Raw genomic sequence first — 24,685 nt, forward strand, 5'->3', positions numbered from 1 at the left:
AAAATTACGGTTTAAAAACAGTCAATAAACGGATAAGCTATTTTATGTTTTGTAGTGATTTATTTATATATTTGACTTATAATAAAGTCTGATTATCATCAGAAATTATAAACTAGTTGAACATAATCAGAAAATAACCATTATGGATATACCTAAATTTCACGAGACATTTATTCCAATACTGAAAGTATTAGAAGCTGGTGAAACATTACAAGCGAGAGAAATGTACCAAAAGGTTATTAATCAATTCTATTCTGAATTACCTAAAGAGAAATTGGAACAAAAAACAAAGAGTGGAGATATTCTAATTATTAACCGAATTGCCTGGGGAAAATCTTACCTTAAAAAAGGAGGATACATAGAATTCCCCAAAAGGGGTTATGTAAAAATCACAGAAAAAGGTAAAAAGCAAACTTCTTCAAATTTGACTTTAAATCAAGTTGAAAATTCTGAAAACTTTTTAGAGTTCTATAATGAAGAAAATCCAAAGGATGAATCGACTCCTACAAAAATCCGAAATGCATCTCCTCAAGATCTTATCGACGAAGGATTTAATTTAATAGACGTTCAAGTTAAAGATGAATTACTTGAAAAATTAAAGTCAATTGACCCTTTTTATTTTGAAAAAGTAATTCTCATCCTTCTCAAAAAGATGGGATACGGAGACTTTATCGAGACTTCAAAAACAGGTGATGGCGGAATTGACGGAATAATTAATGAAGATAAACTTGGTCTAGACAAAATCTACATTCAAGCGAAACGATATGGAGAGAACAAGGTCCGTGAAAAAGATATTAGAAACTTTATTGGCGCAATGAGTGGAGATACTCAAAAAGGTGTCTTCGTGACAACTTCTTCTTTTGATACAGGTGCTATTAAAAAAGCAAATGATGCCCATCATACAATTATCTTAATTAATGGCTTAAAACTAGTTGATTTGATGCATCAATATAATGTTGGCATTCAAATAAAAGCTGTTTATGAAGTAAAAGAATTGGATAATGATTTTTTTGAAGGGGAATAAATAATTAAATTAATATGGCAAACCGTTGGGGGATTCCAATTGATGTAGAGATTTTTGTAAAGCAAAGAGATACTAATTGTGTTTATTGCGGTATTAAGTTTTTAGAAAAAAATGAATCTAGAAAATCAATGCCGTCATGGGAACATATTGTCAATGATATTAGATTAAATGGAGTAGACAATATTGCACTTTGTTGTATGTCTTGTAATGCCAGTAAAGGAGCAAAACCTTTAAAGAACTGGCTTACAGGTAAATACTGCAAAAACAAAAACATTACAGAAGAAAACATTGCTATCGTTGTAAAAGAAGCTATTAAAAATACCTCGAGCTAACGCGAGCGTCTCGCTCGTGTCCGCAACAGTGAGCAATAGATAAACTTGATCGAGCTACTTTCGGAGTTCCCTCCTATCGTCGGGAAGACAAAAATGGGGTTACTGAGACTTTAAAAATCTGTGATAATCCGTTTCATCTGTGTTATCTGTGTTCCATTTCTCAACATTGAGCAAACAACACAAATAAAATACTTTGTCGAGTTACTTACGGAGTTTGCTCCTATCGTCGGGAAGACAAGATTGGGGTTAAGAGGTATCAAACTTGATGTTTTCCTTATAAACACAAAAACTAACTACAATAAATAAATAATTTAAAACCAAAAAACATGACTAAACTCATTTCCACTAGCTTATTACTGTTTTCCGTAATAGTAGGATTCTCTCAAAATGCCATCAATTATCTTGAAACAAAAAACACCCTTACATTTGACAATCAAGATTATAATTTGGTTTGGAGTACACACCCCAATGCTACTTATTACAAACAAGAATATTTACCAAAAGAGGAAAAACTGGATCGATTCAAAAAAATGGTTACAATCGATTTTCTACAAGGAGATTTCAAAGTGAAGGATTTTGTAAATCAAAAAATTCAAGAACTTGAAAATGCCAAAAAACTAAATCCAGTAATAAATTACAATGTGGTAGAAAAAGGTGAAGAAACCATCCTTGATTTTTTAATGAGTGTGAATTCTAAAGACGGTAAAACAATATTAGTGGTTGAAAGAAATGTTTATCGATACAAGAAATACCAAAATGCTGATTCGAAAGGTTTGTTACTCTATGCGGTGAGTGAAAGAGCTTATGACAATGAAATAGCTGATTTTTTTAAAAAACTTAAAACAGACAAAAATAACTTGATGACAAAGGTAAGTGCTGTAGAAATTCCAGCAATTAATTTAAAAAAATAAAACTCACTCCTACAGAAGAGCACAGACGTTTGTAATAGTACTACACAAATGGCTCGAAGTTTTAGCGGTAGTGAATTATTCGTAAATTTAAGCTCACAACTACACCTATAATAGTAAAAGTCGACATAGCAACAGCCAAAATAAAAACGAAATTATGATATCAAAAAAAATTATAGTAGTCATAATAACCAGTCTTGTAATAACCTCCTGTAAAGAGAAAACAACTGAAACCAAACAAACCCTCCCTCTACCAACGGTCCAGAGTTCAACCTCCGCTATTGTTACAAAAACTTTGACCAATCCTGATGGTTCCAAAATCAAATTGACCTTTAATAATACTACCGGTATAGCAATCGTTGAGTTTAACAATGAAAAAATAGAGCTTCTTAGCCAAAAAACGGCTTCGGGAATTTGGTACAAAAATGACCAATACGAATTGAGAGGCAAAGGACAAAACATCGAACTAAAAAAAGACGGAAAATTAATCTTTAGCCATAAAGGATAGTACGGATTTGCAATCCGTGCCCACAACAATGAGCAAACAACAAAAATAAAACACTTTGTCGAGCTACTTATGGAGTTTGCTTCGCCTGTTCGCTATCACTCGCGTCCTCCTATCGTCGGGAGGACAAGATTGGGGTTACATGGACTTACAACTTAGTGTAGCTATTTATATTTTTGCTTAATGAATCTTTGTAAAACAATTTAGTAATTCGTTTGGAAAACTATCATACAAAAAATGGCAAATGAAATAATCTCCATTTGCCATTTTTATAAGATGAATACCTTTGCAAAAAGCTAGTTATTCGTTTTCAATTATCGGGTACCTTAGTACTGCATAACTCCAATTTTAAAGAAGAGCTATAAACTGTATTTCAAATTTATTTTGAACGCTTTGCAGTAGTAAAGCCTTTACCTGAATGATCAACATCAAAATCGTAAACCACTACTTCACCATAATTATTAGGGTCACCAGTTAGGTCACCTTCATCAGTAGGATTACTTTGCGTATAGTTGCCCACTTTGAAATAAGATTTATCATAATTTTTGTCCATTACAAAATCATTATTTCCGTCCTTAATTAAATAACGTGCGGCTTTTCCTTTTTTATAAGCTGACAAAAGTTTTCCATCTTCTGAATAATAGCAATAATGTTTTCCATCTACTATCTTGAAAATAACTTCATGAACCGTGCCCAGAACATAATCAGATTTGATCGTTACATTAGGATGTAATTTACCTCCATTAAAACATAAGTATAATTTTTTCCCATCCAATCTCATCACCATGGCATCATCGATACCAGCAGTTTTATCACCATGAATTTGGGTGGCGACAAGTCGTGGGCGATTCAAAGGTAAATGAGTAATGGCTTGTTTTACATAGATTTGGTGTGTTCCTTCAGTAGTCCAAAATATATTCTCTTTACCATCGGCTGTTTTTTCTCTCAATTCAGATCTAATGTTTCTAGTATTTGGTGTGGTACCATTGTCGCTTCTAATAGGAACACGGAAAGTGATTGCATTTTTATCTTTATTTACATAATAAAATTCATTATTAGGTTCATTACAAATAGTATTTGCATTTTTGCCTGTTGGATATGTAATATACCACTGTTTGCAGTTTCGCATCAAATCAGCAGGTACTTGAGCCACCGTGGAATGAGAAATACATAATAGCAGCATACATAATGATAAAAATAGCGTAAGATTATAATTTTTGCTTTTCATTTTTGAATAATTTGATAATTAATAGTTTATAAATTTGCATCTTAATTGGTTAACCAATAGAGGGAAAGCAAAACTACCACTATTAATCGAACAAAAAAATATTGGTTAACCAATTTATTTGATTTAACCAAAAATTTAGGAATTCAATTTAGTCCCCAGCTAGCGCGAGCGTCTCGCTCGTGCCCGCAACAGTGAGCAATAGATAAACTTTGTCGAGCTACTTAGGGAGTTTGCTTCGCCTGTTCGCTATTGCTCGAGCCCTCCTATCGTCGAGAAGACAAGATTGCGGGAATAACTATGCAAATAAAGAATTTACACTTTAACTCAAAATGGGTTCGACTGCGCTCGACTTGACAGAACGTTTTAAATTAAATGTTGGTTTTGGTCAAATCGAGCGCAGTCGAGATTATCTTTGTTTTTTGAAATATATGACATAATTTAGAGCGTGTGAACGAGCAGCTGTTCGTAATAACATTTGTGGTATAAATCTGCTGCATTACTTTACTGGCCAGCAGACAACTAAATTCCAAAAAATAATGAATAAGAAAAACAGCGTATTTATTGCAACCAGTTTAGACGGCTACATCTCAGCTAAAAACGGCGGGCTTGATTGGTTAAATTCCATACCAAATCCCGATCATGATGATATGGGATATATAGCATTCAACAAGGAAATTGATGCTCTTGTAATGGGAAGAAAAACATTTGAAACTGTTCTCGGGTTTGATGTTGATTGGCCATATGACAAACCCGTATTTGTACTAAGCAACAGCTTAAAAGAAATACCTGCAAGTCTTAAAGAGAAAGCATTTTTGGTTAATGGTACTTTAACGGAAATTCTAGCACAAATTCACAAAAAAGGATTTTACAGACTTTATATTGACGGAGGAACTACGATAACTAATTTTCTAAATGAGGACTTAATTGATGAAATGATCATTACCACAATTCCCATTCTGTTAGGTGGAGGTGCTCCCTTGTTTTCAGAACTACCAAACGAATTGAAATTTGAATTGATTGGAACAAAAACATATTTGAATCAAATAGTGCAGAGTCATTACAGACGAAAAAGATAAAACCAAGTAACTTCAAAATGCACCTCTGTCGCGCGAATCCTTTCGTGCCATACTTTCAATATAGATATACTTTAAATAAAAAATAACCTTTGTCTCGTTATTCAAGGAGATCGCTTCGCTTGTTTACTATCCCTCTAGTCTTCCTGCATCAGAAAGGAAAGATTATGGAAGTAACTGTACCCAAAGACAGCTCACATTTTATATCTCAAAAATATTGACTCTTCGAAATGCTCCTAACATCGGAGTAGCGGCAAAAAACTAACTATTATTTTGCGTATTTGCACTATTCATTTAGAATAAAATTGTTCTAAATGGCTCCTAACTTTTCCGCTAATGATAATCCTAAAAAAAGCAGGTTAGACGACTCAATCCACCGAAATTTTTAAATCTTAAGAAAGCCTACTCCTATACTTTAAATATATTAACAATATTTAATAATTTAATTAGAAAATGTAAGCCTAAAGCCAAAAACAATAACAATTCACAAACCATAACTATATAAACCAAAAAATAATGCATTTTAACGTTAAAATAAAACCTTTATCGATTATATTACAATTCTTACACGTTATTCAAAACTAATCCTAATATTTGTAGCAGAAACAACTAAAATTTAAAATCAATATGAAAAAAATAATCTTATCATTATCGTTAGCGCTAGCATTAGTAAGCTGTAGTACAGATGCATTAGACAACAATTCAGAAATGGCTACAAATGGTAACTTATCTGCAAAAGGTGCAACTACTAAGTCGGTTATAACAACCGTTATTCCAAGTTCTCAATTCAATTTAGTTCCTTATGACAGTCAAGAAAATAATTGTATAGCAACTGAAAGTGAAATTTATTATGAAAAAACCGCACAAACAACAATTTCTTGGGGAGGTCCAAATAACGACATGAACTCAAAAACCGTTTATATTAAATATTTCAATACTGCTACTCATTTTGTAGTTCAGGTTCTTAGTACAAATGGTTTCTCTGATGTTATAAAAAACAATGTTTCAACTGGTTTACAGGCCGCTGCAAATACATGGGGGACACATACTTATCCTCTTCAAGCAAATTGGAAAGCTGGAGACGTAGAAACACTTTATTTACAAGTAGCTGGAAATGGTCCACAAGCTATTTTTAATATCAACTACAGTCTAATAGGATTATGTCCTGAGGCAACTTGTGAAAATGCATTTACTGGAACTGCGGTTTCTTGCGGAACTTCTCGTGAAGCGAATTACACTTTTACTTCAAAAGAAGATTTGACGAATTTAAAAATTCAAGGTGGTTTAACTAACTTTACTGGTTCAGATGCTGTTGTTACAATAACTGGAGGAAATTTAATTGCTTCTCAAAAAACACCTGGTGGTAGTTCAAATCGTGTTATTACTATTGAAGGAAGCGTTGCTGCTTGTGAAACAATTACAGTAAATATTAAATGGAATTCTTTCAATTCAGGAGGTTTGATCACAGGAGACTGGTCTGCTTCTGGAACAAATGTAAATGTCAATTCTATTTTACCACTTAGCTGTAACTAATATTCTAATTAAATTACAATTATAAAAAAGAGCGCAATAATGCGCTCTTTTTTTATAAGCATTTACTTTTATCTAATCCTAAAAAGAGTAAAAATGAATATTTTGGCCACACAATGATGGACAAATTAGTTCATTTAAAAACTTTATAATACTACATTCTGTAATTCTTCCATAGTGGCAAGTTGGCCCAAATAAACTCCGCAGACTTACATAAGCAAAATTGCTAAAAAGCAAAAAAATCACTTCATAAAAAAAAGCCAATCAAATCTTTTTACTACTTTTGCACCAACTTAAAAACGGCTTAGCGTTGAAACTATTTTTTGCGACTTTATTATCACTTTTACTTTTACTTCCTTCTCTAGGAAGTGTGGTGATTTACACGCAATTTAAAATGGCGCAAGACGAAATCGCTCAAACCATTTGTATCCAACGAGCCAACATCAACAACAGTTGTAATGGGCGATGCGAATTGCAAAAAAGCCTTAAAAAATACGAAGACAACGAAAAAAGAATGAACCATACTAATCTGAAAGAAAAAACAGAATTGGTTTATACGGTTGCTCCTTTTGAATTTCATTTTGACCCAAACAATACTCCTTCGATTAAAGAAGCTGTTTTTTCCGTTTTTTGCGAAAAACCTAAATCGGTTTCATTTGCCGTTTTCCATCCACCCCTCGTATAAATTATAATCTTTCTGTATCTCAGAACAATTCTTTTGGATGCCAACCAAAGGAGCATTTTGTATTATAATTTATTGAAAACCAAATGAAAAAAACGTTTCTAATCCTATTGACCATCATAGGAATCTTATCGCACGCCCAAAATAAAAAAACAAAAGATACCACTCGCACAGAGCTAGACAATATTTTTGTTACCGCCAACCGAACAAAAACGTTACGCCAAGAAACTCCTGTTGCGATTAGTAAAATAACTTCAAAAACCATAGAGGAAACTAAAGCCGTTTCCTTATTCGAGATTGCTAATAAAACCCCGGGAGTTCTTATGGTAAATCTTGGAAACGAACAGCATATGATGGCTATTCGTCAACCCATAACCACTAATGCCTATTACCTTTATTTGGAAGATGGACTTCCCATTCGTCCTTTAGGAATCTTTAACCACAATGCCTTGTTGGAGATTAACCAATTCAACCTGCAAACTATTGAGGTAGTAAAAGGCCCTACCTCTTCCTTATACGGCCCTGAAGCTGTAGGTGGAACGATTAATTTGATATCGCAAAAACCATCTTATTACCCTGAGTTTAAATTTGGAATCCAAGCCGATCAATGGGGCTACAAACGCATTCAAGCTGCTGGTGGTGCAACAATAGGAAAAGTAGGATTTCACGTTTCTGGAATTTCTAGCGTACAGGAAAATTCCTGGATGGCTCATTCTGATTACAACAAAGACAACTTGAATATACGCGTTGACTACGCAATAAATGATAATACTCGTTTGATAAGTAATACCATGATTGGAAAATACTTCTCGGATATGAGCGGTAGTGTTAACGAATCTGATTTTTACAATAGAAGCTACAAAAGCACCTCTGATTTCACCTACCGTAAATCAGAAGCTTTACGCAGTAGATTGACATTAGAACACGATTGGAATGCCAGTGCTCATTCGTATCTGACCGTTTACCATCGAGACAATAAATTAGGACAAAATCCATCGTATGGAATTCGTTGGAGTCAAACCAATAATCCAACTACTGCTACGGGTGAAATTAATTCCAATAACTTTAAAAGTTATGGTGCAGTTGGACAACACACCCAAAAATTTGATTTCTGGAACACGACTATGGTAAGTGGTGCTTCTTTTGATTTTTCCCCTGTTACCTACTGGTCTTATTTAATCAAGCTTTCAGCAACTTTAAACCCTGGAGAAGCAGGAAAACAAACGGTCAACAAATACGAAATAGTATCTGAACATCCTGAACTAAAAATTGCTAATTATAATGCGGATATCTACAATACAGCTGTCTTCAAACAAATTAGCTTTAGCCCTGTTTCAAAAGTGACTTTTACTTTTGGGGGGCGTTATGACAATATGAAACTGAATTACGATAATATTTTAGATCATTCAACTGGAAAAAAAACCTACGATAAGTTTACCTTTAAAGCAGGTGTAAATTACAACCCATTTAAAGAAGCGGGTTTCTACGGAAACTATTCACAAGGATTTTCACCTCCAAATATCACTACCATTTTCAGAGCAAGACCTGGAACTGGAGGAACTACGGGAAAACCAGCAGAGTTTTACTATAATTTAGAACCTGCCACTTTTGAAAATTTTGAAATAGGCGGTTGGGTTGCAGTCTATAAAAACAAACTTAATTTTGATTATGCGGCTTACTACATGGAAGGTAAAAATGAATTATTAAATATTAAACTAGAAGACAACACAACCGATTATCGTTCTGCAGGGGAAACCAGTCATAAAGGAATTGAATTTGGACTTAATTACACTCCTAATAGACAATGGCACATTCGCCTAGGCGGTACGGTAGCAGAACACCGTTACATCGATTTTAAAGTTTCGGACGTTACCACCGATGCAATACAAAATTTAAGTGGTTACGAAATGCCATCGGCTCCAAGATGGTCTGGAAATTCAGAACTGAGCTATTACCCGAATTGGTTACCAAATTTTAGAGCTTCAGTAGAATGTCAATATGTTAGTAGTTTCTTTCAAAATCAAATCAACACCATCAGCTATGAAGGCTACACTGTATTCAATGGAAGAGTAGGTTACAAATACAAAAATGTAGAGTTTTATGGTAATCTAATGAACTTTACTGATAAACTATATGCTTATAATGCCAGTAGAGGAAATGCTAGCTCAGCCCAATCAAGCTATTATGCTGCTGCCCCAAGAACCTTTTTGATTGGATTACAATACAACCTTTGTTTGAAAAAATAAATCGGATGAAAAAAAATAAAACTCCAAAATGGGTTAAAAAACTCAAAAAAAATCTTTACAAATGGCACCGAACACTGGGAATTATCACAATAATCCCAGTGATTTTTTGGTGTATTTCAGGATTGATGCATCCCATCATGGCGCATTGGTTCAAACCAACAATCGCTCATGAGAAATTAGAAGCAACTGCTATTGATTCCACACAAATCAAGTTGACGCTTTATGAAGTTTTACAAAAGAACAAAATCGAAACGTTCAAAAATTTCAGATTGGTTAGTTTTAATGGAAGTACTTATTACCAAGTCAAAACGAGTGCGCCCAACGAAGTTTTGTATTTCAATGCATTTGACGGAACAGAATTGAAAAATGGCGATAGATTGTATGCCGAATGGCTGTCTCGTTATTTTCTGGACGATCAAAAAAGCACAATTACTGATATCCAATTGCAAACCACTTTTGACACCGAATACAAATATGTCAATCGCTATTTACCAGTTTGGAAACTTAGTTTTGACCGTGATGACACTATGGATGTTTACGTAGAGACTACTTCTAGCAAATTAGCCACTTACAACCCCACTTCGAGAAAAGCACAGCTGTGGATATTTGACACCTTCCACAATTGGAATTTTCTCGAAAGCATTACCAATAAAACAATACAAATCTCCTTAATGTTGTTGTTACTTGGTATCATTACTTTCTCTGCCTTGAGTGGTGTGGTAATTTATGGGTTCTTTTGGAACGTATTTAAAAAAACAACAGTAACAGATAACGAATCGAAGTTCAGAAAACACCATCGCAAAATCGGAATTGCGGTTTCCTTGGTAACCTTGACTTTTGCCTTTAGTGGAGGCTATCATGCCACCAAAAAACTGGAACCGTACACGTTAGACAAAATGGTGTATGCCCCTGATTTCAAAACTACTGATTTCAGCACTACAATGGCCACCATCAAACCCGATTCGACTTGGGCAAACTATTCGGTAATTCAATTCAATAAAAAATCGTATTTGCAAGTACAATTGCTTCCCAATGAAGACGGAGAATCCCATAATAAATACATCGACTGCAAAACGGGAATCGAAGACAAAACAATTGAAAAGCAATATGCTGTTTTTCTGGCTAATATATTTGCTAAAATGAAAGCAAGCCATCAGGAAGAAACCCCAGCGGATTGTTGTGATGTAGTAAACACAGCATCTTGTATTAAAGATGCATCGTTGATAAAAACCAGCTATTTATACCAATTTGACAATCGGGAATATGGTTTTGTAAACAAAAGACTTCCTGTGATTCAAATGAGCTATGATACGCTCGATAAAACTACCTTTTATATCGAACCTACCACTTCAAGATTAGCGGCATTTGTAACCAATGCCGACCGTTTGGAAGGATATAGTTTTGCCATTTTACATAAATTTTTATTTATGGACTGGGCAGGTAAAAACATTCGGGATTTGGTCATGGCTCTATCCGCATTAGGAGTTTTGGTAGTGAGCCTACTCGGACTATATTTGTTTGTGAAGAAATAAACTAGGAGTTAGGGGTTAGGAGATGCATATTAGGTATTTGAAGTTCTATCTCTTAACCCTTAACCTCTAACTCATCCCCCATAATAGCGTTCTTCGATTCGCTTACTGTCTTTAATGGAATTTTTGGCCCAAGTCAGGCGTTTTTCTAGAATTTCTTCTTCTGTAAGGTGCCAATCGATATCCGAATTACGAAGGCGATTCGTCAGGTTTTGAATAATGATTGCAGCCGAAACCGATATGTTCAAACTTTCGGTAAAGCCTACCATTGGGATTTTCAAGAAACCATCAGCTTGTTCCATAATTTCAGGAGAAAGTCCTTCTTTTTCTGTTCCAAAAAATAAAGCGCTAGGCTTGGAAATATCAAAATCTTCCAGCATGCAGTCGTTTTCATGAGGAGTGGTCGCGATGATTTGGTACCCTTTATTTTTCAACGTCTGAATGCAATTCGTGGCATTTTCATACCGATGAATATCCACCCATTTTTGGGCTCCAAGCGCAATTTCCTTGTCGATACGTTTTCCAAAACGCTGTTCAATCACATGAAGTCCCTGAACACCAAACACCTCACAACTACGCATTACGGCGCTGGTATTGTGCATTTGATAAACATCTTCAACTGCAACCGTAAAATGATTGGTACGGTTATTTAAAACCTCCAAAAAACGTTCTTTGCGGTTGTCAGTCAATATATTTTCAAGAAAATTAAGGTAATCTAAATCAATCATCGAGCGTAATTTTTGGGCAAAAGTACTAACTTTAAAAAGATTTTTAAAGAACTAAGAATTAGAAACCGTTTTTTTCTCCCATTCAGTTTGCCTTCAAAACACCAAAAACAGTGTGAAGTATTGCACTCTTTTTTTGTTTGATAATCGGTTTCAAATGGTGAAATTTGTATTTATTTCCATTTCAAAACCCATCCAAAATGAAGAAAAAATTAGTCGTTTTAACCGGAGCTGGCATGAGCGCTGAGAGTGGTATCAAAACTTTTCGTGACCATGACGGATTATGGGAAGGGCATGAAGTCACTGAAGTCGCCACACCTGAGGGCTGGCACAAAAACCCTGAGTTGGTATTGGAATTTTACAACCAACGCCGTCGACAATTATTAGAAGTGGAACCCAATTTAGGTCATTTGACTTTGGCTTCTTTGGAAAACGAATTTGACGTTTACATCATCACCCAAAATGTAGATGATTTACACGAAAGAGCAGGCAGCAACAAGGTATTGCATTTGCATGGAGAATTACTCAAAGTTCGCAGCACAAAAGACGAAAACACACTTATTGAATGGAGAACCGACTTGGTGTTAGGTGATGTAGATTCCCATGGACACCAACTGCGCCCTCATGTCGTTTGGTTTGGAGAAGCGGTACCTGCATTAGAGGAAGCCATTGCCATTACACAAAAAGCCGACTATTTTGCTGTAATTGGTACCTCATTACAAGTGTATCCTGCAGCGGGATTGATTGATTTTATAAAAGAGGATTGCTATTTGTTTTACATAGATCCAAAACCTGCTTCTATTGCGAATTTAAAGAATCGAGAGCTAATCCCGTTGACTGCCTCCGAAGGGATATCGTTTTTAAAAACGAAATTGATGCAATCAAACCACCAATTTTAAATTAAAAACGAATGCCCTACCCTGATAGAAGTGAAAATCCTTTTACTTTTTTTTCATTAACCCAAATTCCGCAATAGAAATCTACTCAACTTTATTTTTCTTCAAATTCAGGCACTTACTCAATTTTTAATCATTGACCTGAGAGCTTTGCTCGAACTGGCGAAGCAAATAGTTTACTATTCCTTCTTCAAAAAATTTCCGTGAGCACCTGAATTTATTGAAAAATTTCGTTTCCCTACGAAGTCTACTGCGTAATTTGGGTTTAAAAAAGTAAAAGATTGTAACGGATAGCAGGAAATAGCTCCAAAAAAAAATAAAAAATGAAACGAAATAATCAAAAAAACTTCGAACATCTAACTCCTAACTTCTAACTTCTCTGTATATTTGTGCCTTTCAAAAAAACACTCAAAAATGACGACTTTAAACGAATTGAATGCGATTTCTCCAATTGATGGAAGATATAGAAATAAGACTCAAAATTTAGCGCCTTTTTTCTCTGAAGAAGCCCTTATAAAATACCGTGTATTAATTGAAGTAGAATATTTTATTGCATTGTGCGAACAACCTTTACCACAATTAAAAGGAGTGGACGCTAGTTTATTTGAAAGTTTACGTAATATCTATAAAAACTTTTCAGCCGAAGACGCACTTTGGATTAAAGAAACTGAAAAGGTAACCAACCATGATGTAAAAGCCGTAGAGTACTTTATCAAAGATGCTTTTGAGAAGTTAGGTCTTTCACAATACAAAGAGTTCATCCACTTTGGGTTGACCTCCCAAGACATTAACAATACTGCCATACCTTTATCAACCAAAGATGCTTTTGAAAAAGTTTATATGCCTTCTTTGATTACATTGGTATCTAAATTAAAAGAATTAAGCGTAGAATGGGATGCCGTTCCAATGTTGGCACGTACCCACGGACAACCTGCTTCACCTACTCGATTGGGAAAAGAAATTCGAGTTTTCGTGGAGCGTTTGGAAGAGCAAATGCGTTTGTTATTCAACATTCCTTTTGCAGCTAAATTTGGTGGCGCAACTGGAAACTACAATGCACACCATGTGGCTTACCCTCAAATTGATTGGAAGCAATTTGGAAATAAATTTGTTGAGCAAACACTGGGATTACACCATTCGTTCCCTACTACACAAATTGAGCACTACGATCATTTTGCCGCTTTCTTTGACGCCTTGAAACGAATCAACAACATCATCATTGATTTAGACCGTGATATTTGGACGTATGTTTCAATGGAGTATTTTAAACAAAAAATCAAAGCTGGCGAAATTGGTTCTTCAGCGATGCCACATAAAGTAAACCCTATTGATTTTGAAAACTCTGAAGGGAACTTAGGAATTGCCAATGCTATTTTTGAGCATCTGGCTGCCAAATTACCTATTTCAAGATTGCAACGTGATTTGACTGACAGTACTGTTTTAAGAAACATTGGAGTTCCAATGGGACATACCATCATTTCATTTGAGGCCACATTAAAAGGCTTAAACAAATTATTATTGAACGAATCCAAATTCCAAGAGGATTTAGAAAATAACTGGGCGGTAGTAGCAGAAGCTATTCAAACCATTTTACGTCGTGAAGGATATCCAAATCCTTATGAGGCTTTAAAAGGACTTACCAGAACTAACGAAGCTATCACTAAAAAATCAATTCATGAATTTATTGGTACTTTAGAAGTTTCTGATGCTATCAAAACCGAATTATTACAAATTACACCAAGTAATTTCATAGGAATCTAATAAAAAACACCTGTTTTTTTTAAAAGCTATCCTAACCGATAGCTTTTTTTATGGAAAGTAAACAAATCCATTTCAAGCAATGTTCTATAAATTGCACACTACTAATCCTTTTGTTATATTTAACCAAAAGTTAGCAATACAAACTATATATGAGTGCCGCAGCAACAATAGCCGAAACGACCAGTCATTTAAAACCACTAATTAGCGACTTAGGACTTATCCTAATGACCGCAGGAATAGCCGTATTACTTTTTAGAAAACTAAAACAACCCTTAGTGCTTGGCTATTTAATTGCCGGATTTTTAGCAGGTAATCATTTTGATTTTTTCCCCTCAGTCAAAGACATCAAGAGTGTTGAAGTATGGGCCGAAATAGGTGTCATCATCCTCTTGTTCAGTCTAGGACTTGAATTTAGTTTTAAAAAATTAATGAAAGTAGGTGGAACCGCCTCCATTACTGCTGTCACCCAAATCATCACGATGGTTTTGGTAGGTTTTTTGGCTGGAAAATGGATGGGTTGGAAATTGATGGATAGTATTTTTTTAGGTGTTATACTCTCCGTTTCTTCCACCACTATTATTCTAAAAACCTTTGACGAACTTGGCGTGAAGGCTCAAAAGTTTGCTGGGATTGTAATAGGTTCGTTAATTGTACAAGATATCGTAGCCATCTTGATGATGGTTTTACTCTCAACGGTTGCCGCTACTCAAAATTTTTCAGGTAGTGAACTGCTTTTTTCCGTATTAAAACTCGCTTTCTTTCTAACCGCTTGGTTTGTAGCTGGAATCTTTTTCATTCCCACATTACTCAAAAAAGCCAAGCATTTGTTGACAGATGAAATGCTTTTAATTATTTCTTTGGCCTTATGCTTAATGATGGTAATTCTTGCTGCAGATGTAGGCTTTTCCCCTGCCCTTGGTGCTTTCATCATGGGTTCTATCATTGCCGAAACTACGCAGGCAGAACACATCGAACATTTGGTAAAACCGGTTAAAGATTTATTTGGGGCTGTTTTTTTTGTATCGGTAGGAATGCTGATTGATCCTACTACTTTGTATGAACATGCCCTTCCTGTTATGATTCTTACTATCATTACCATTGTTGGGCAATCATTTAGTTCTACTGTCGGCGCTTTAATCTCAGGACAACCCCTAAAGCAATCGGTACAAACGGGAATGAGTCTCTCTCAAATTGGTGAATTCTCATTTATCATCGCTACACTAGGAATGACCATGCATGTCACGAGCTCCTTTCTGTACCCCATTGTAGTTGCTGTTTCTGCCATAACCACTTTTACCACGCCTTTTATGGTCAAAGCGGCGGTGCCATTCTCTGAGTTTTTGGAAAAAAAATTGCCCCGCAGAATTACTAAAAAAATCAACCGCTACAGTACCAATGCACAAGCCATTCGCGCGGTAAGCACTTGGCAAGTAGTGATAAGAACCCATTTGGTTCACATTGTTATCCATACCATCATTATTACCTCTATTATTTTACTTTCTTCTAAGTTTGTACTTCCACTCGTAGAACATTCTAAATTTGGTAATGCCATAGCCGCCTTAATTACCATCGTGATTATTTCACCATTTTTATATGCTTTATCGTTACGAAAAATTGCTGTAAAAGAAGTAAGTATCTTATTCCAAGAACGAAAATACAAAGGCCCGATTTTGATGTTATTCTTTTTACGTATGGGACTGGCTGTATTTTATATTGGTTTTTTATTGAATATCTTTTTCTCACCAATAATTGCTTTTATAGCACTGGTTTGTGCCATTATCATCTATTTTCTATTCCCTAAACAACTACACGAACAATACCATAAGATTGAAGGCCACTTTCTAAAAAACCTTAATGACAGAACCGAAAGAGATGCTGTAAGAATGGACAGAAAACATGCTAACCTTACTCCTTGGGATGGTCACATGACAAGTTTTACGATTGCCAAAGAATCCAACTTGGCTGGAAAAACGCTTCGGGAACTGAAACTACGAGAATTAATGGGCATCAATATTGCTTACATTAATCGAGGAGAAATTACGATACAAGTACCAAACAAAATGGAACGTTTGTTCCCTGGCGATGAAATTGGAGTGATTGGTACAGATGCGCAAGTCAAACAGTTTTCGGACTATCTGCGTCAAAACGAAATTGATATCCCTGAAAAAGTAGATAACGAAGTGGTTTTACGACAAATTGAATTAGAAAACGAAGAATTTATAGGCAAGGCCATCGGCCGTTCAAAACTAAGAGAACAAACTCAGGGACTTATAGTAGGTATTGAACGCAATGGAGCCCGTATCCTTAACCCCGAATCCAATATTATTTTGGAACGAAATGACATCCTTTGGATTGTAGGCAATAAAAAACTATTGAATGCTTTGTTTAAAGAAAAGTAAACATAAGTATATTCCATAAAAAAGCGGTCTAAAATCAAGTTTTAGACCGCTTTTTTTGTGAAATAGAATTTAATTATCTTGAATAATTTGGCGCCTCTTTAGTAATTGTTACGTTGTGGGGGTGGCTTTCAGTAATACCACTAGAAGTCAAACGTACAAAACGTCCTGTTTCTTGTAATGTTGGAATGTCTTTAGCACCACAGTATCCCATACCAGCTCTTAGTCCACCGATGAATTGCAACATACTTTCGTTTAATTCTCCTTTGTAAGGAACACGACCGACAATTCCTTCTGGCACTAATTTTTTTACATCGTCTTCTACATCTTGGAAATAACGGTCTTTAGAACCTGTTTGCATCGCTTCAACAGACCCCATTCCTCTATATGATTTGAATTTTCTTCCTTCAAAAATAATGGTTTCACCTGGAGATTCTTTGGTACCAGCTAGTAATGAACCCAACATAACACAGTCAGCCCCTGCTGCTAATGCTTTAGGAATATCACCCGTATAACGGATTCCTCCATCAGCAATTACAGGAACACCAGTTCCTTTGATAGCAGCTGCTACTTCTAACACGGCAGAAAACTGAGGGAATCCAACACCTGCAACGATACGTGTAGTACAAATAGAACCAGGTCCGATTCCTACTTTTACCCCATCAGCACCACTTTCAACCAAATATTTAGCAGCTTCTGGCGTAGCAATATTTCCCACGATAACATCAATTTGAGGAAATTTAGATTTTACTTCTTTTAAAGTGTTTACCACTCCTTGTGTATGTCCGTGCGCGGTATCAATAATAATAGCATCTACACCTGCATTCACTAACGCTTCAGCTCTTTCAACAGCATCACCTGTAACACCAATAGCAGCTGCCACACGCAAACGTCCGTAAATATCTTTATTAGCAATAGGTTTTTGAGTTAACTTAGTAATATCTCTAAAAGTTATCAAACCTACCAATGTATTGTCTTTGCTTACAACAGGTAATTTTTCGATTTTATGCCCTTGAAGCACTACCTCAGCTTGCTCTAATGAAGTTCCTTCAGCAACCGTAATCAAATTTTCACTTGTCATGACTTCAACAATAGGTCTTGCATTGTTTTTTTCAAAACGTAAATCACGATTGGTAACAATACCTTTCAATGTTTTGTTTTCGTCCACAACAGGAATACCGCCAATACCGTACTCCTTCATAGCGGTTTTAGCATCTGCTACAGTTGAAGTTAAAGGCAAAGTGACAGGATCAATAATCATCCCAGACTCTGCACGTTTTACTTTACGCACTTTAGCCGCTTGTTGCTCAATAGTCATGTTTTTGTGTAAAACACCTATCCCGCCTTCTTGTGCCATAGCGATTGCCATAGAACTTTCAGTAACCGTATCCATTGCAGCTGATACAATAGGAACGTTAAGCGTTATGTTTCTTGAAAATTTAGATTGAATACTTACTTCTCTTGGAAGCACATTAGAGTAATTAGGGACTAACAATACATCATCGTAAGTTAAACCTTCTCCGATAATCTTGGTGTTGTGTGCTATCATGGTGCAATTTCTAGTTGAATTGCGTGCAAATATAGTGAATTTATTTAAAATAAAAACCCCTTTTTATTATCGAATCATGAAGATTTTAGCAATCCTTAGCAAACATAGCATCCATTCTTTTTTGCAATTCCTCAGGACTCACTACTTCTTGGTGTGTTGCTATCATCCATTTGTATCCAAATGGGTCTAAAACTTGCCCCGTTCTATCTCCATAAAATTCATCTTTGACAGGCATAATTTCAGTAGCACCCGCTTCAATAGCTTGTTTATACACCGCATCTACATCCTCAACATAAATACAAAGCGCTACTGGACAACCTCCTAATGTAGTAGGGCTTACTGTTCCCCAATTAGGATTTTCTTCAGACAACATCAACAACGAACCTTCGATTTCAATTTCGGCATGTGCTATGGAACCATCTGGCATTGGTAAACGAAATTTTTCAACTGCTCCAAATGCTTTTTTATAAAAATCGATTCCTTGGTCACAATTTTTAAGGATGATATAAGCATTTAAGGAATGAGCTCCTGGATAAATGTGTTTTGCTTCCATAATCTTATTGTTTTTAAGCTATTGATTTATAATTATTTATTAGTTAAAAATACAAAAAAAAGCAACTCTCTTATCGAATATTTTTATGAGAACCATCACAAAGAGGGTATTTTTTTGACAATCCACAGGTACAATCGTTTATCCCTTTGCCATCTAGAATTTGTTGAAAATATTTTTCTATTCGAGCAACGCGAGTTGACGATTGCTTGGCAGCATTAAAAAAAAGACAATAGCCTCTTTGTCTTCCTGGAGTCAAGGATTCAAAAGCCGCTTTAAAATCAGGATATTCTTCAAATTTAGAAAGTAGTTCTTGGGCGAATTCTAACCCCTGATTGCCTTTATTCTCCACCTTTAAACCTGCTTTTTCAATCTCAATAGCTTGAAAAATATACGTTTTCAACACGGCTTCATTTACTAAAATTTCGTCCAAATCCTTAAACTTAATCATTCGCGTCGATTGTGAATTTTCACCCGGGGCTACTAATAAATTAGCCGTATCTTCCAACAAAACCCCTTTAAAAAAACTCAACACACAATAGTCTTTAAAATTCCCTATCAAAACAACATTACTGCCTTTGAACGTATAACAAGGTTGCTTCCATTTGAATTCTTCTTCCAATTGACAATCTAAAAGAATTCTTCGCAACTGTTCGATTTCTTGTTTCCATTTTGAAACATCACTCAAAAAAACATCTACTTTTGGATTCATAATCCCCTCATTAATTGATTTTTTATACTAATCTAACACTCAATACTACTCTTCTTTCTCTTTAAAAACAAAGTTGAGCCCAAACTGCAAGGAAAGACTTCGAGCCTTAGCCAAGTCACGGTAAGCCAAGAGATTGTCTCCCATAAAATAAATATTAAACGCCCCGATGCGAGCTGAGAGTCCTAAACCAATATTGGTATAAGAAAATGAATCAACGGTATAAGTAGCTTTAAGATTCAGGTGATTGGCGATATTCCTTTGATAATAACCGGTAAGTGCCATCAATGGAGTTTTAGGTGTGGTCATCATAAAAAGTTGGGCACCAATAGCATTTTGATATCCGTTAGCATCACCCCCATAGCAATTACAATCGGCACTTCCTCGACCATCATTAAAGGAATATTGATACGAGGCATTCATTTTCACAGGCCTCCAAGTTCTATAAGCCGCTCTAATAGTATCTAACGGAATAGCATCTTGAAAATCACTAAAACTGGTCCCAGATGCATTTGGATCAGTAAAATCAGGATTAATGCCTTCGTATTCATAATACCCTTTAAAATTATAGGTTTTAGCATTTTTACTATGACTAATAAACCCTATATCAATTATACTTCCTGTCCATTGAATATTTTCTTTAGGGTAATAGGTAAAACCTACATCGAGTCCTAATCCTAAATCAGACCCAATTAACGCTTTTTTGACACTATTCTTAACCGTTGATTCTTCATAATTACCGTCAATATAATCCGCTATTCCAGAAGTTTGCAACTGTAAATTAGAATAAATGACCTGCTCATAAACCGTAGTATTTGACGGAACAGTATAAATATATCCGGTGTTTTTTGTTGAAGTCGCATTAAAACTACTCGTATAAATTTTTCCTCTAGCTCCAAAAATCAAATTCTCTTTAATATTCTTATGAAAACCCAAATGCAACACCGAAATTGCCTCGGCTCTTGCTTTTATATCCCCCAAATTAAACGACCTTCCTAGGTAGTTTTGATTTCCTTCTAATACCAAAACCGCAGGGTCTTTAGGCATGTAAACCAAAGCATCAAACTCCTGATACATCCCAAAGGAAACGTAGGTACGATTTGACCAATCACCTATCCTGAAACCACCATTAAAAATTTCTAGTTGTTCGTTGACCAACAACTTGTCATTATTTGTAGTAGATGCAATGACTGTTTTTAATTTATCATTAAAATCAATGCCATTATCAGCAAATAAATCATAAGCAGAAAATCCAGAAGAGCCAATGTGAGTTGAAAATCCAGAGAGTAACGGCACACCAAAATAAAACTTATACGATACGTCTGCTCCTGGGTTAGTCAACATCGATTGTGGGACAGCCGTAAAATTGTAAAGAATTTGCTTGTTTTGAGCTAGACCGCTGTAGTTCACTAAAAGTAAAAGCCAAAATACAATAGTTATCTTTTTCATTGAATATCCATATAAACAGTGGCACTTGATTTCATTTTCAAACTTCCAAGACTATTCTCAGTCAACGGAGCCCCAGGCAACATTACCAAACGAAAAACCATTTTTTCGGTTTGTTTGAATTGTTCCAATGTTATCCCTTGAAATACTTCTGTTTTCGCTACAACTTGTGGGGCACTAGATGCTGCTGGAACATCAAAATGCACCGTATAAACCACCTGATCTGATTCATTCAACATAAACAAATCAATTACATAAGCCCTGTTTATTGTATTGGTTAATTCAAAAAACAAATCGGTACGCACTAGATTTTCTCTAAAAAAAGAATCCCTAAAAGCATCGAAACCCAGTCCCGCTACCCCCACGGTGTTCTCAACACCATTGGTAACAAACTCATGGGCAGGCACATCAAAATAGGTAAGATTAGCGACAAAAACTGGAGTTAAATTCAAATCATTTGCCTGATCAAAATCCAAATTACTAGAACATGACCAAGTCATCAAAACCAACAAGAACAGGCTTATGACTTTTGACAAGGTAGGTTTCTTTTTCATCTCGAATGTGGTATTTTATATTTAGTAGAATCTCCCAAATAATTTTGAGGCCTCATTATAAGCAGATTCAAAACTCAACGGATTTAAATTGGTATTTATTTTATTGGCTGTAAAATAAGATACTAATTTTTCGGTCGGCATATTTCCTGTAAGTTCGTCTTTTGCCATCGGACATCCACCAAAACCTTGAATAGCGCCATCAAAACGACGACAACCCGCTTGAGTTGCAGCATCAATTTTTTCATACCATTTAGCATAGGTAGTATGAAAATGAGCTCCAAATTCTATTTGAGGATATTGAGGAACCAAATGCGAGAACAAATAACGTATCACTTCAGGAGTTGAACTCCCAATGGTGTCTGACAAAGAAAGAATTTTCACTCCCATACCGGCTAACTTTTCCGTCCATTGCCCTACTATTTCAACATTCCAAGGATCTCCATAAGGATTACCAAACCCCATAGAGAGATAAGCCACTACCTCTTTATTACTTTTGGCCGCAATATTCAGGATTTCATCTAGCACTACAATAGATTCAGCAACGGTTTTATGGGTATTTCTCATCTGAAAATTTTCAGAAATTGAAAATGGAAAACCTAAATAATCAATTTGACCAAATTCAGATGCTATTTGCGCCCCTTTGGTATTTGCTATAATCGCTAAGAGCTTACTACTTGTTTTAGACAAATCCAATAAGTCTAATACTGCAGCAGTATCTTGCATTTGCGGAATCGCTTTGGGTGAAACAAAACTTCCAAAATCAATAGTATCAAAACCAACACGCAATAAAGCCTGAATATAAGCAGCTTTTTGGGAGGTTGGTATAAATTTTTTAATGCCCTGCATGGCATCTCTAGGACATTCTATGATTTTGACTGATTCCATATAATTCAAAGATATAAAAACTTAGAAATTGCCGAAGCTTGTTTTTATAAGTTTTTAAAATTTTATTTTATCAAACAAAATGAGTGACAACAATGAAAAATAAAAACAGAAACAGTTCTATTTCCCTAGGGACAAAACAGGCTTTTCCTTCCTAATGCATAACATAAAACCTCCCTAATCTGTGGAAAAAAAAATAATAACTCCTATGCGAATTTTGAGACAAAATCCATTTACCGCAAAAAAAATCCCGACTGTTTTCACAATCGGGATTGGTATCTTTTGAAAATAAATGGAATTATTTTACATCCATTAATTCAACATCAAAAATTAAAGTAGCGTTTGGTGGAATTACTCCTCCAGCGCCATTAGCTCCGTATCCTAAATGAGAAGGAATTACAAAGCGAGCTTTATCTCCCACTTTTAATAAAGCGATACCTTCGTCCCATCCTTCAATAACTTGGCCTTGACCTAATCTAAATTCGATTGGTTTTTTACGAGGGTAAGAGCTATCAAAAACTTTTCCTTCTGGTAATTGCCCTGTATAGTGTACAGAAACTGTTTTTCCAGCTTCTGCTTGTTTTCCTTCACCACGTTGGATAAACTGGTAACGCAAACCACTTTCTGTTTTTTCAAAACCAGCAGCTAATTTTTCCATTGCTTCTTCGGCTGCCGCTTTTTCAGCTTCAAGGCGTTTTTTACGGTTTCCTTCAAAAGTACGGAAAGCTTCCACAGCATTCCATTTTTGAGCTTCTTCACCCACTCTGATGATTTCCAAAGTTTCCAAAGCATCTCCCTGAGCTACCGCATCCACCACGTCTTGTCCTTCGATTACATGACCAAAAACAGTATGTTTTCCGTCTAACCAAGAAGTAGGCACATGAGTAATATAAAATTGAGATCCATTCGTACCAGGACCTGCATTAGCCATAGCCAAAACTCCTGGTTTATCATGTTTCAAACTTGGGTGAAATTCATCATCAAATTTGTATCCTGGGCCACCTGTTCCAGAACCAAGAGGACAACCACCTTGAATCATAAAATCAGGAATTACTCTATGAAAGTTTAATCCATCATAATATTTTGTCCCTTGTGGTTTCACACTGTTCTCTAAATTCCCTTCAGCAAGTGCAACAAAGTTACCTACTGTACCCGGTGTCAAATCGTGTGTCAACTTTACTAAAATCCCCCCTTTTGCAGTGTTGAATTTAGCATATATTCCGTTTTCCATCATTGTTGTTTTAAAATTGTGGTGCGAAATTACAAATTAAATAGAGAAATTCGAAATTGTGAATTGAGGAATTGGAATTAGAGCTCGAAGCTTCGGGAATCACATAAAAATTAGCAGCCTATCATTTTATATTGATTTCAATACACATTCCCCTTACTCAAATCGAATCAAGTGCCGCTAATATATCACTTCCCTCTGCTCTATTTCTGTATTCAGCATCCAAAAAAGTATAGATGATAATTCCATTTTGATCAATAACATAGGTTGCGGCCAAGGGTAATTCATTCGTTTCATCACCATTATACCCATGTAAATCAAATCCTTTTTGATAGGAGTTAGCCACCTCATCGGTCAATTTAAAAACAATACCATATTGCTTAGCAACCTGATTCCCCACATCACTCAAAACTTCAAATTGCAATTGGTGTTTTTCAGCAGTCGAAATTGATTTATCAGGCAGTTCAGGCGTTAAAGCCAATAAATTCGCTCCTTTTAACTGAATATCTGATAATATTGTTTGTAAATAATGCAACGTCATATTACAATAAGGGCACCACCCTCCTCGATACCAAGTTAACACTACAGGGCCTTTTTTCAAATAATCATGCAATTCAACGGGGTTTCCTGTTGCATTTGTCAAAACAAAATTAGACGCCATATCGCCATTTTTTTTAGCATTTAAAATAACATTCTGATGAATCACATCATTTATCCCTTCAGCATATATTTCTTGAACCTCCAAAGGAGCTTTAGCCTCCCAAGCGCTCTTCGCATTATTTAAAGTCTCTTGTAAACTCATAGTAGTATTATCTGTGCTCATCGTTTTTATCATTAAGTTAATCCTACAAATGTAAATTCCCAGCAGCCTTTCAGTTTTATTGTTTTTCCGTAAAAAGTTATAAAATTACCCTTTTGAAAAAGACATTTAA

General features: G+C 35.5%; 22 protein-coding genes. 12 read left to right on the forward strand and 10 right to left on the reverse strand.

The annotated features are described in order from the left end of the window. The first annotated feature begins 142 nt into the window (after positions 1–142). The 4 genes from K5R64_RS14475 (at position 143) to K5R64_RS14490 (ending at position 2,772) form a co-directional block, all read left to right on the forward strand. On the forward strand, positions 143–1,024 hold the full coding sequence (locus tag K5R64_RS14475; protein ID WP_220764434.1) for a restriction endonuclease: 882 nt from the start codon (positions 143–145) through the stop codon (positions 1,022–1,024). 14 nt (positions 1,025–1,038) lie between these two features. Further along, positions 1,039–1,356, forward strand: coding sequence for an HNH endonuclease (locus tag K5R64_RS14480; RefSeq protein WP_220764436.1), 318 nt, complete (start codon positions 1,039–1,041; stop codon positions 1,354–1,356). A 326-nt stretch (positions 1,357–1,682) separates the two neighbouring features. Beyond that, positions 1,683–2,267 (forward strand): hypothetical protein, encoded by a 585-nt coding sequence (locus K5R64_RS14485; RefSeq protein ID WP_220764438.1) that lies wholly within the window; start codon positions 1,683–1,685, stop codon positions 2,265–2,267. 154 nt (positions 2,268–2,421) lie between these two features. Further along, the gene (locus tag K5R64_RS14490; protein WP_220764440.1) at positions 2,422–2,772 is read left to right on the forward strand and encodes an MliC family protein; all 351 of its coding nucleotides are present in this window, start codon (positions 2,422–2,424) and stop codon (positions 2,770–2,772) included. A gap of 376 nt (positions 2,773–3,148) precedes the next feature. Here K5R64_RS14490 and K5R64_RS14495 read toward each other — a convergent pair whose 3' ends face one another. Continuing rightward, the gene (locus tag K5R64_RS14495; RefSeq protein WP_220764442.1) at positions 3,149–3,997 is read right to left on the reverse strand and encodes a polysaccharide lyase family 7 protein; all 849 of its coding nucleotides are present in this window, start codon (positions 3,995–3,997) and stop codon (positions 3,149–3,151) included. A gap of 536 nt (positions 3,998–4,533) precedes the next feature. Here K5R64_RS14495 and K5R64_RS14500 point away from each other — a divergent pair. The 5 genes from K5R64_RS14500 to K5R64_RS14520 all read left to right on the forward strand — a co-directional run bounded on the left by K5R64_RS14500 (position 4,534) and on the right by K5R64_RS14520 (position 11,060). Further along, entirely contained in the window at positions 4,534–5,073 is a 540-nt protein-coding gene (locus tag K5R64_RS14500; RefSeq protein ID WP_220764444.1) for a dihydrofolate reductase family protein, read from the forward strand. 624 nt (positions 5,074–5,697) lie between these two features. Continuing rightward, positions 5,698–6,603 (forward strand): hypothetical protein, encoded by a 906-nt coding sequence (locus tag K5R64_RS14505; protein WP_220764446.1) that lies wholly within the window; start codon positions 5,698–5,700, stop codon positions 6,601–6,603. Positions 6,604–6,910: 307 nt separating this feature from the next. Continuing rightward, entirely contained in the window at positions 6,911–7,285 is a 375-nt protein-coding gene (locus K5R64_RS14510) for a hypothetical protein (RefSeq protein WP_255580390.1), read from the forward strand. An 83-nt stretch (positions 7,286–7,368) separates the two neighbouring features. Continuing rightward, the gene (locus tag K5R64_RS14515; RefSeq protein WP_220764449.1) at positions 7,369–9,528 is read left to right on the forward strand and encodes a TonB-dependent receptor; all 2,160 of its coding nucleotides are present in this window, start codon (positions 7,369–7,371) and stop codon (positions 9,526–9,528) included. A 5-nt stretch (positions 9,529–9,533) separates the two neighbouring features. After that, on the forward strand, positions 9,534–11,060 hold the full coding sequence (locus K5R64_RS14520) for a PepSY domain-containing protein (protein WP_220764451.1): 1,527 nt from the start codon (positions 9,534–9,536) through the stop codon (positions 11,058–11,060). A gap of 71 nt (positions 11,061–11,131) precedes the next feature. Here the strand turns inward: K5R64_RS14520 and K5R64_RS14525 are convergent, their stop codons facing one another. Beyond that, positions 11,132–11,785, reverse strand: coding sequence for an RNA methyltransferase (locus K5R64_RS14525; protein ID WP_220764452.1), 654 nt, complete (start codon positions 11,783–11,785; stop codon positions 11,132–11,134). Positions 11,786–11,982: 197 nt separating this feature from the next. Here K5R64_RS14525 and K5R64_RS14530 point away from each other — a divergent pair, with 197 nt between their 5' ends. The 3 genes from K5R64_RS14530 to K5R64_RS14540 all read left to right on the forward strand — a co-directional run bounded on the left by K5R64_RS14530 (position 11,983) and on the right by K5R64_RS14540 (position 16,838). Further along, positions 11,983–12,681 carry an NAD-dependent deacylase gene (locus K5R64_RS14530; protein ID WP_220764453.1) on the forward strand — a complete coding sequence of 233 codons (699 nt, stop codon included), beginning with the start codon at positions 11,983–11,985 and terminating at the stop codon, positions 12,679–12,681. A 411-nt stretch (positions 12,682–13,092) separates the two neighbouring features. Continuing rightward, positions 13,093–14,439: an adenylosuccinate lyase gene (gene purB / locus K5R64_RS14535; protein WP_220764454.1), complete on the forward strand. Its 1,347-nt coding sequence runs from the start codon at positions 13,093–13,095 to the stop codon at positions 14,437–14,439. A 149-nt stretch (positions 14,440–14,588) separates the two neighbouring features. Continuing rightward, positions 14,589–16,838 (forward strand): cation:proton antiporter, encoded by a 2,250-nt coding sequence (locus K5R64_RS14540; RefSeq protein ID WP_220764455.1) that lies wholly within the window; start codon positions 14,589–14,591, stop codon positions 16,836–16,838. A gap of 73 nt (positions 16,839–16,911) precedes the next feature. On the opposite strand, the gene guaB is transcribed toward K5R64_RS14540, so the two are convergent. The 8 genes from guaB to K5R64_RS14580 form a co-directional block, all read right to left on the reverse strand. Further along, entirely contained in the window at positions 16,912–18,384 is a 1,473-nt protein-coding gene (guaB, locus tag K5R64_RS14545) for an IMP dehydrogenase (protein WP_220764456.1), read from the reverse strand. A gap of 85 nt (positions 18,385–18,469) precedes the next feature. Beyond that, on the reverse strand, positions 18,470–18,937 hold the full coding sequence (locus K5R64_RS14550) for a VOC family protein (protein ID WP_220764457.1): 468 nt from the start codon (positions 18,935–18,937) through the stop codon (positions 18,470–18,472). 70 nt (positions 18,938–19,007) lie between these two features. Then, positions 19,008–19,646, reverse strand: coding sequence for a DUF1801 domain-containing protein (locus K5R64_RS14555; protein ID WP_220764458.1), 639 nt, complete (start codon positions 19,644–19,646; stop codon positions 19,008–19,010). Between the two features lie 45 nt (positions 19,647–19,691). Then, positions 19,692–21,092: a DUF5723 family protein gene (locus K5R64_RS14560; protein ID WP_220764460.1), complete on the reverse strand. Its 1,401-nt coding sequence runs from the start codon at positions 21,090–21,092 to the stop codon at positions 19,692–19,694. Then, a complete protein-coding gene (locus K5R64_RS14565) occupies positions 21,089–21,643 on the reverse strand; it encodes a hypothetical protein (RefSeq protein ID WP_220764462.1) in 555 nt (184 codons plus the stop codon). The genes K5R64_RS14560 and K5R64_RS14565 overlap by 4 nt, the downstream gene beginning before the upstream one ends. 21 nt (positions 21,644–21,664) lie before the next feature. Beyond that, positions 21,665–22,528 carry a hydroxymethylglutaryl-CoA lyase gene (locus K5R64_RS14570; protein WP_220764464.1) on the reverse strand — a complete coding sequence of 288 codons (864 nt, stop codon included), beginning with the start codon at positions 22,526–22,528 and terminating at the stop codon, positions 21,665–21,667. A 295-nt stretch (positions 22,529–22,823) separates the two neighbouring features. Beyond that, positions 22,824–23,756 carry a peptidylprolyl isomerase gene (locus tag K5R64_RS14575; RefSeq protein WP_220764466.1) on the reverse strand — a complete coding sequence of 311 codons (933 nt, stop codon included), beginning with the start codon at positions 23,754–23,756 and terminating at the stop codon, positions 22,824–22,826. A gap of 157 nt (positions 23,757–23,913) precedes the next feature. Then, the gene (locus tag K5R64_RS14580) at positions 23,914–24,576 is read right to left on the reverse strand and encodes a peroxiredoxin-like family protein (RefSeq protein ID WP_220764468.1); all 663 of its coding nucleotides are present in this window, start codon (positions 24,574–24,576) and stop codon (positions 23,914–23,916) included. Positions 24,577–24,685 lie beyond the last annotated feature (109 nt).

The sequence above is a fragment of the Flavobacterium sp. UMI-01 genome, assembly GCF_019656315.1.
GTDB lineage: Bacteria > Bacteroidota > Bacteroidia > Flavobacteriales > Flavobacteriaceae > Flavobacterium.

What these genes read in the sequence shown, in the direction of transcription:
- K5R64_RS14475 (WP_220764434.1), top strand. Translation starts at nt 143, where the DNA reads ATGGATATACCTAAATTTCACGAGACATTTATTCCAATACTGAAAGTA.
- K5R64_RS14480 (WP_220764436.1), top strand. Translation starts at nt 1,039, where the DNA reads ATGGCAAACCGTTGGGGGATTCCAATTGATGTAGAGATTTTTGTAAAG.
- K5R64_RS14485 (WP_220764438.1), top strand. Translation starts at nt 1,683, where the DNA reads ATGACTAAACTCATTTCCACTAGCTTATTACTGTTTTCCGTAATAGTA.
- K5R64_RS14490 (WP_220764440.1), top strand. Translation starts at nt 2,422, where the DNA reads ATGATATCAAAAAAAATTATAGTAGTCATAATAACCAGTCTTGTAATA.
- K5R64_RS14495 (WP_220764442.1), bottom strand. Translation starts at nt 3,997, where the DNA reads ATGAAAAGCAAAAATTATAATCTTACGCTATTTTTATCATTATGTATG.
- K5R64_RS14500 (WP_220764444.1), top strand. Translation starts at nt 4,534, where the DNA reads ATGAATAAGAAAAACAGCGTATTTATTGCAACCAGTTTAGACGGCTAC.
- K5R64_RS14505 (WP_220764446.1), top strand. Translation starts at nt 5,698, where the DNA reads ATGAAAAAAATAATCTTATCATTATCGTTAGCGCTAGCATTAGTAAGC.
- K5R64_RS14515 (WP_220764449.1), top strand. Translation starts at nt 7,369, where the DNA reads ATGAAAAAAACGTTTCTAATCCTATTGACCATCATAGGAATCTTATCG.
- K5R64_RS14520 (WP_220764451.1), top strand. Translation starts at nt 9,534, where the DNA reads ATGAAAAAAAATAAAACTCCAAAATGGGTTAAAAAACTCAAAAAAAAT.
- K5R64_RS14525 (WP_220764452.1), bottom strand. Translation starts at nt 11,785, where the DNA reads ATGATTGATTTAGATTACCTTAATTTTCTTGAAAATATATTGACTGAC.
- K5R64_RS14530 (WP_220764453.1), top strand. Translation starts at nt 11,983, where the DNA reads ATGAAGAAAAAATTAGTCGTTTTAACCGGAGCTGGCATGAGCGCTGAG.
- purB (WP_220764454.1), top strand. Translation starts at nt 13,093, where the DNA reads ATGACGACTTTAAACGAATTGAATGCGATTTCTCCAATTGATGGAAGA.
- K5R64_RS14540 (WP_220764455.1), top strand. Translation starts at nt 14,589, where the DNA reads ATGAGTGCCGCAGCAACAATAGCCGAAACGACCAGTCATTTAAAACCA.
- guaB (WP_220764456.1), bottom strand. Translation starts at nt 18,384, where the DNA reads ATGATAGCACACAACACCAAGATTATCGGAGAAGGTTTAACTTACGAT.
- K5R64_RS14550 (WP_220764457.1), bottom strand. Translation starts at nt 18,937, where the DNA reads ATGGAAGCAAAACACATTTATCCAGGAGCTCATTCCTTAAATGCTTAT.
- K5R64_RS14555 (WP_220764458.1), bottom strand. Translation starts at nt 19,646, where the DNA reads ATGAATCCAAAAGTAGATGTTTTTTTGAGTGATGTTTCAAAATGGAAA.
- K5R64_RS14560 (WP_220764460.1), bottom strand. Translation starts at nt 21,092, where the DNA reads ATGAAAAAGATAACTATTGTATTTTGGCTTTTACTTTTAGTGAACTAC.
- K5R64_RS14565 (WP_220764462.1), bottom strand. Translation starts at nt 21,643, where the DNA reads ATGAAAAAGAAACCTACCTTGTCAAAAGTCATAAGCCTGTTCTTGTTG.
- K5R64_RS14570 (WP_220764464.1), bottom strand. Translation starts at nt 22,528, where the DNA reads ATGGAATCAGTCAAAATCATAGAATGTCCTAGAGATGCCATGCAGGGC.
- K5R64_RS14575 (WP_220764466.1), bottom strand. Translation starts at nt 23,756, where the DNA reads ATGGAAAACGGAATATATGCTAAATTCAACACTGCAAAAGGGGGGATT.
- K5R64_RS14580 (WP_220764468.1), bottom strand. Translation starts at nt 24,576, where the DNA reads ATGAGCACAGATAATACTACTATGAGTTTACAAGAGACTTTAAATAAT.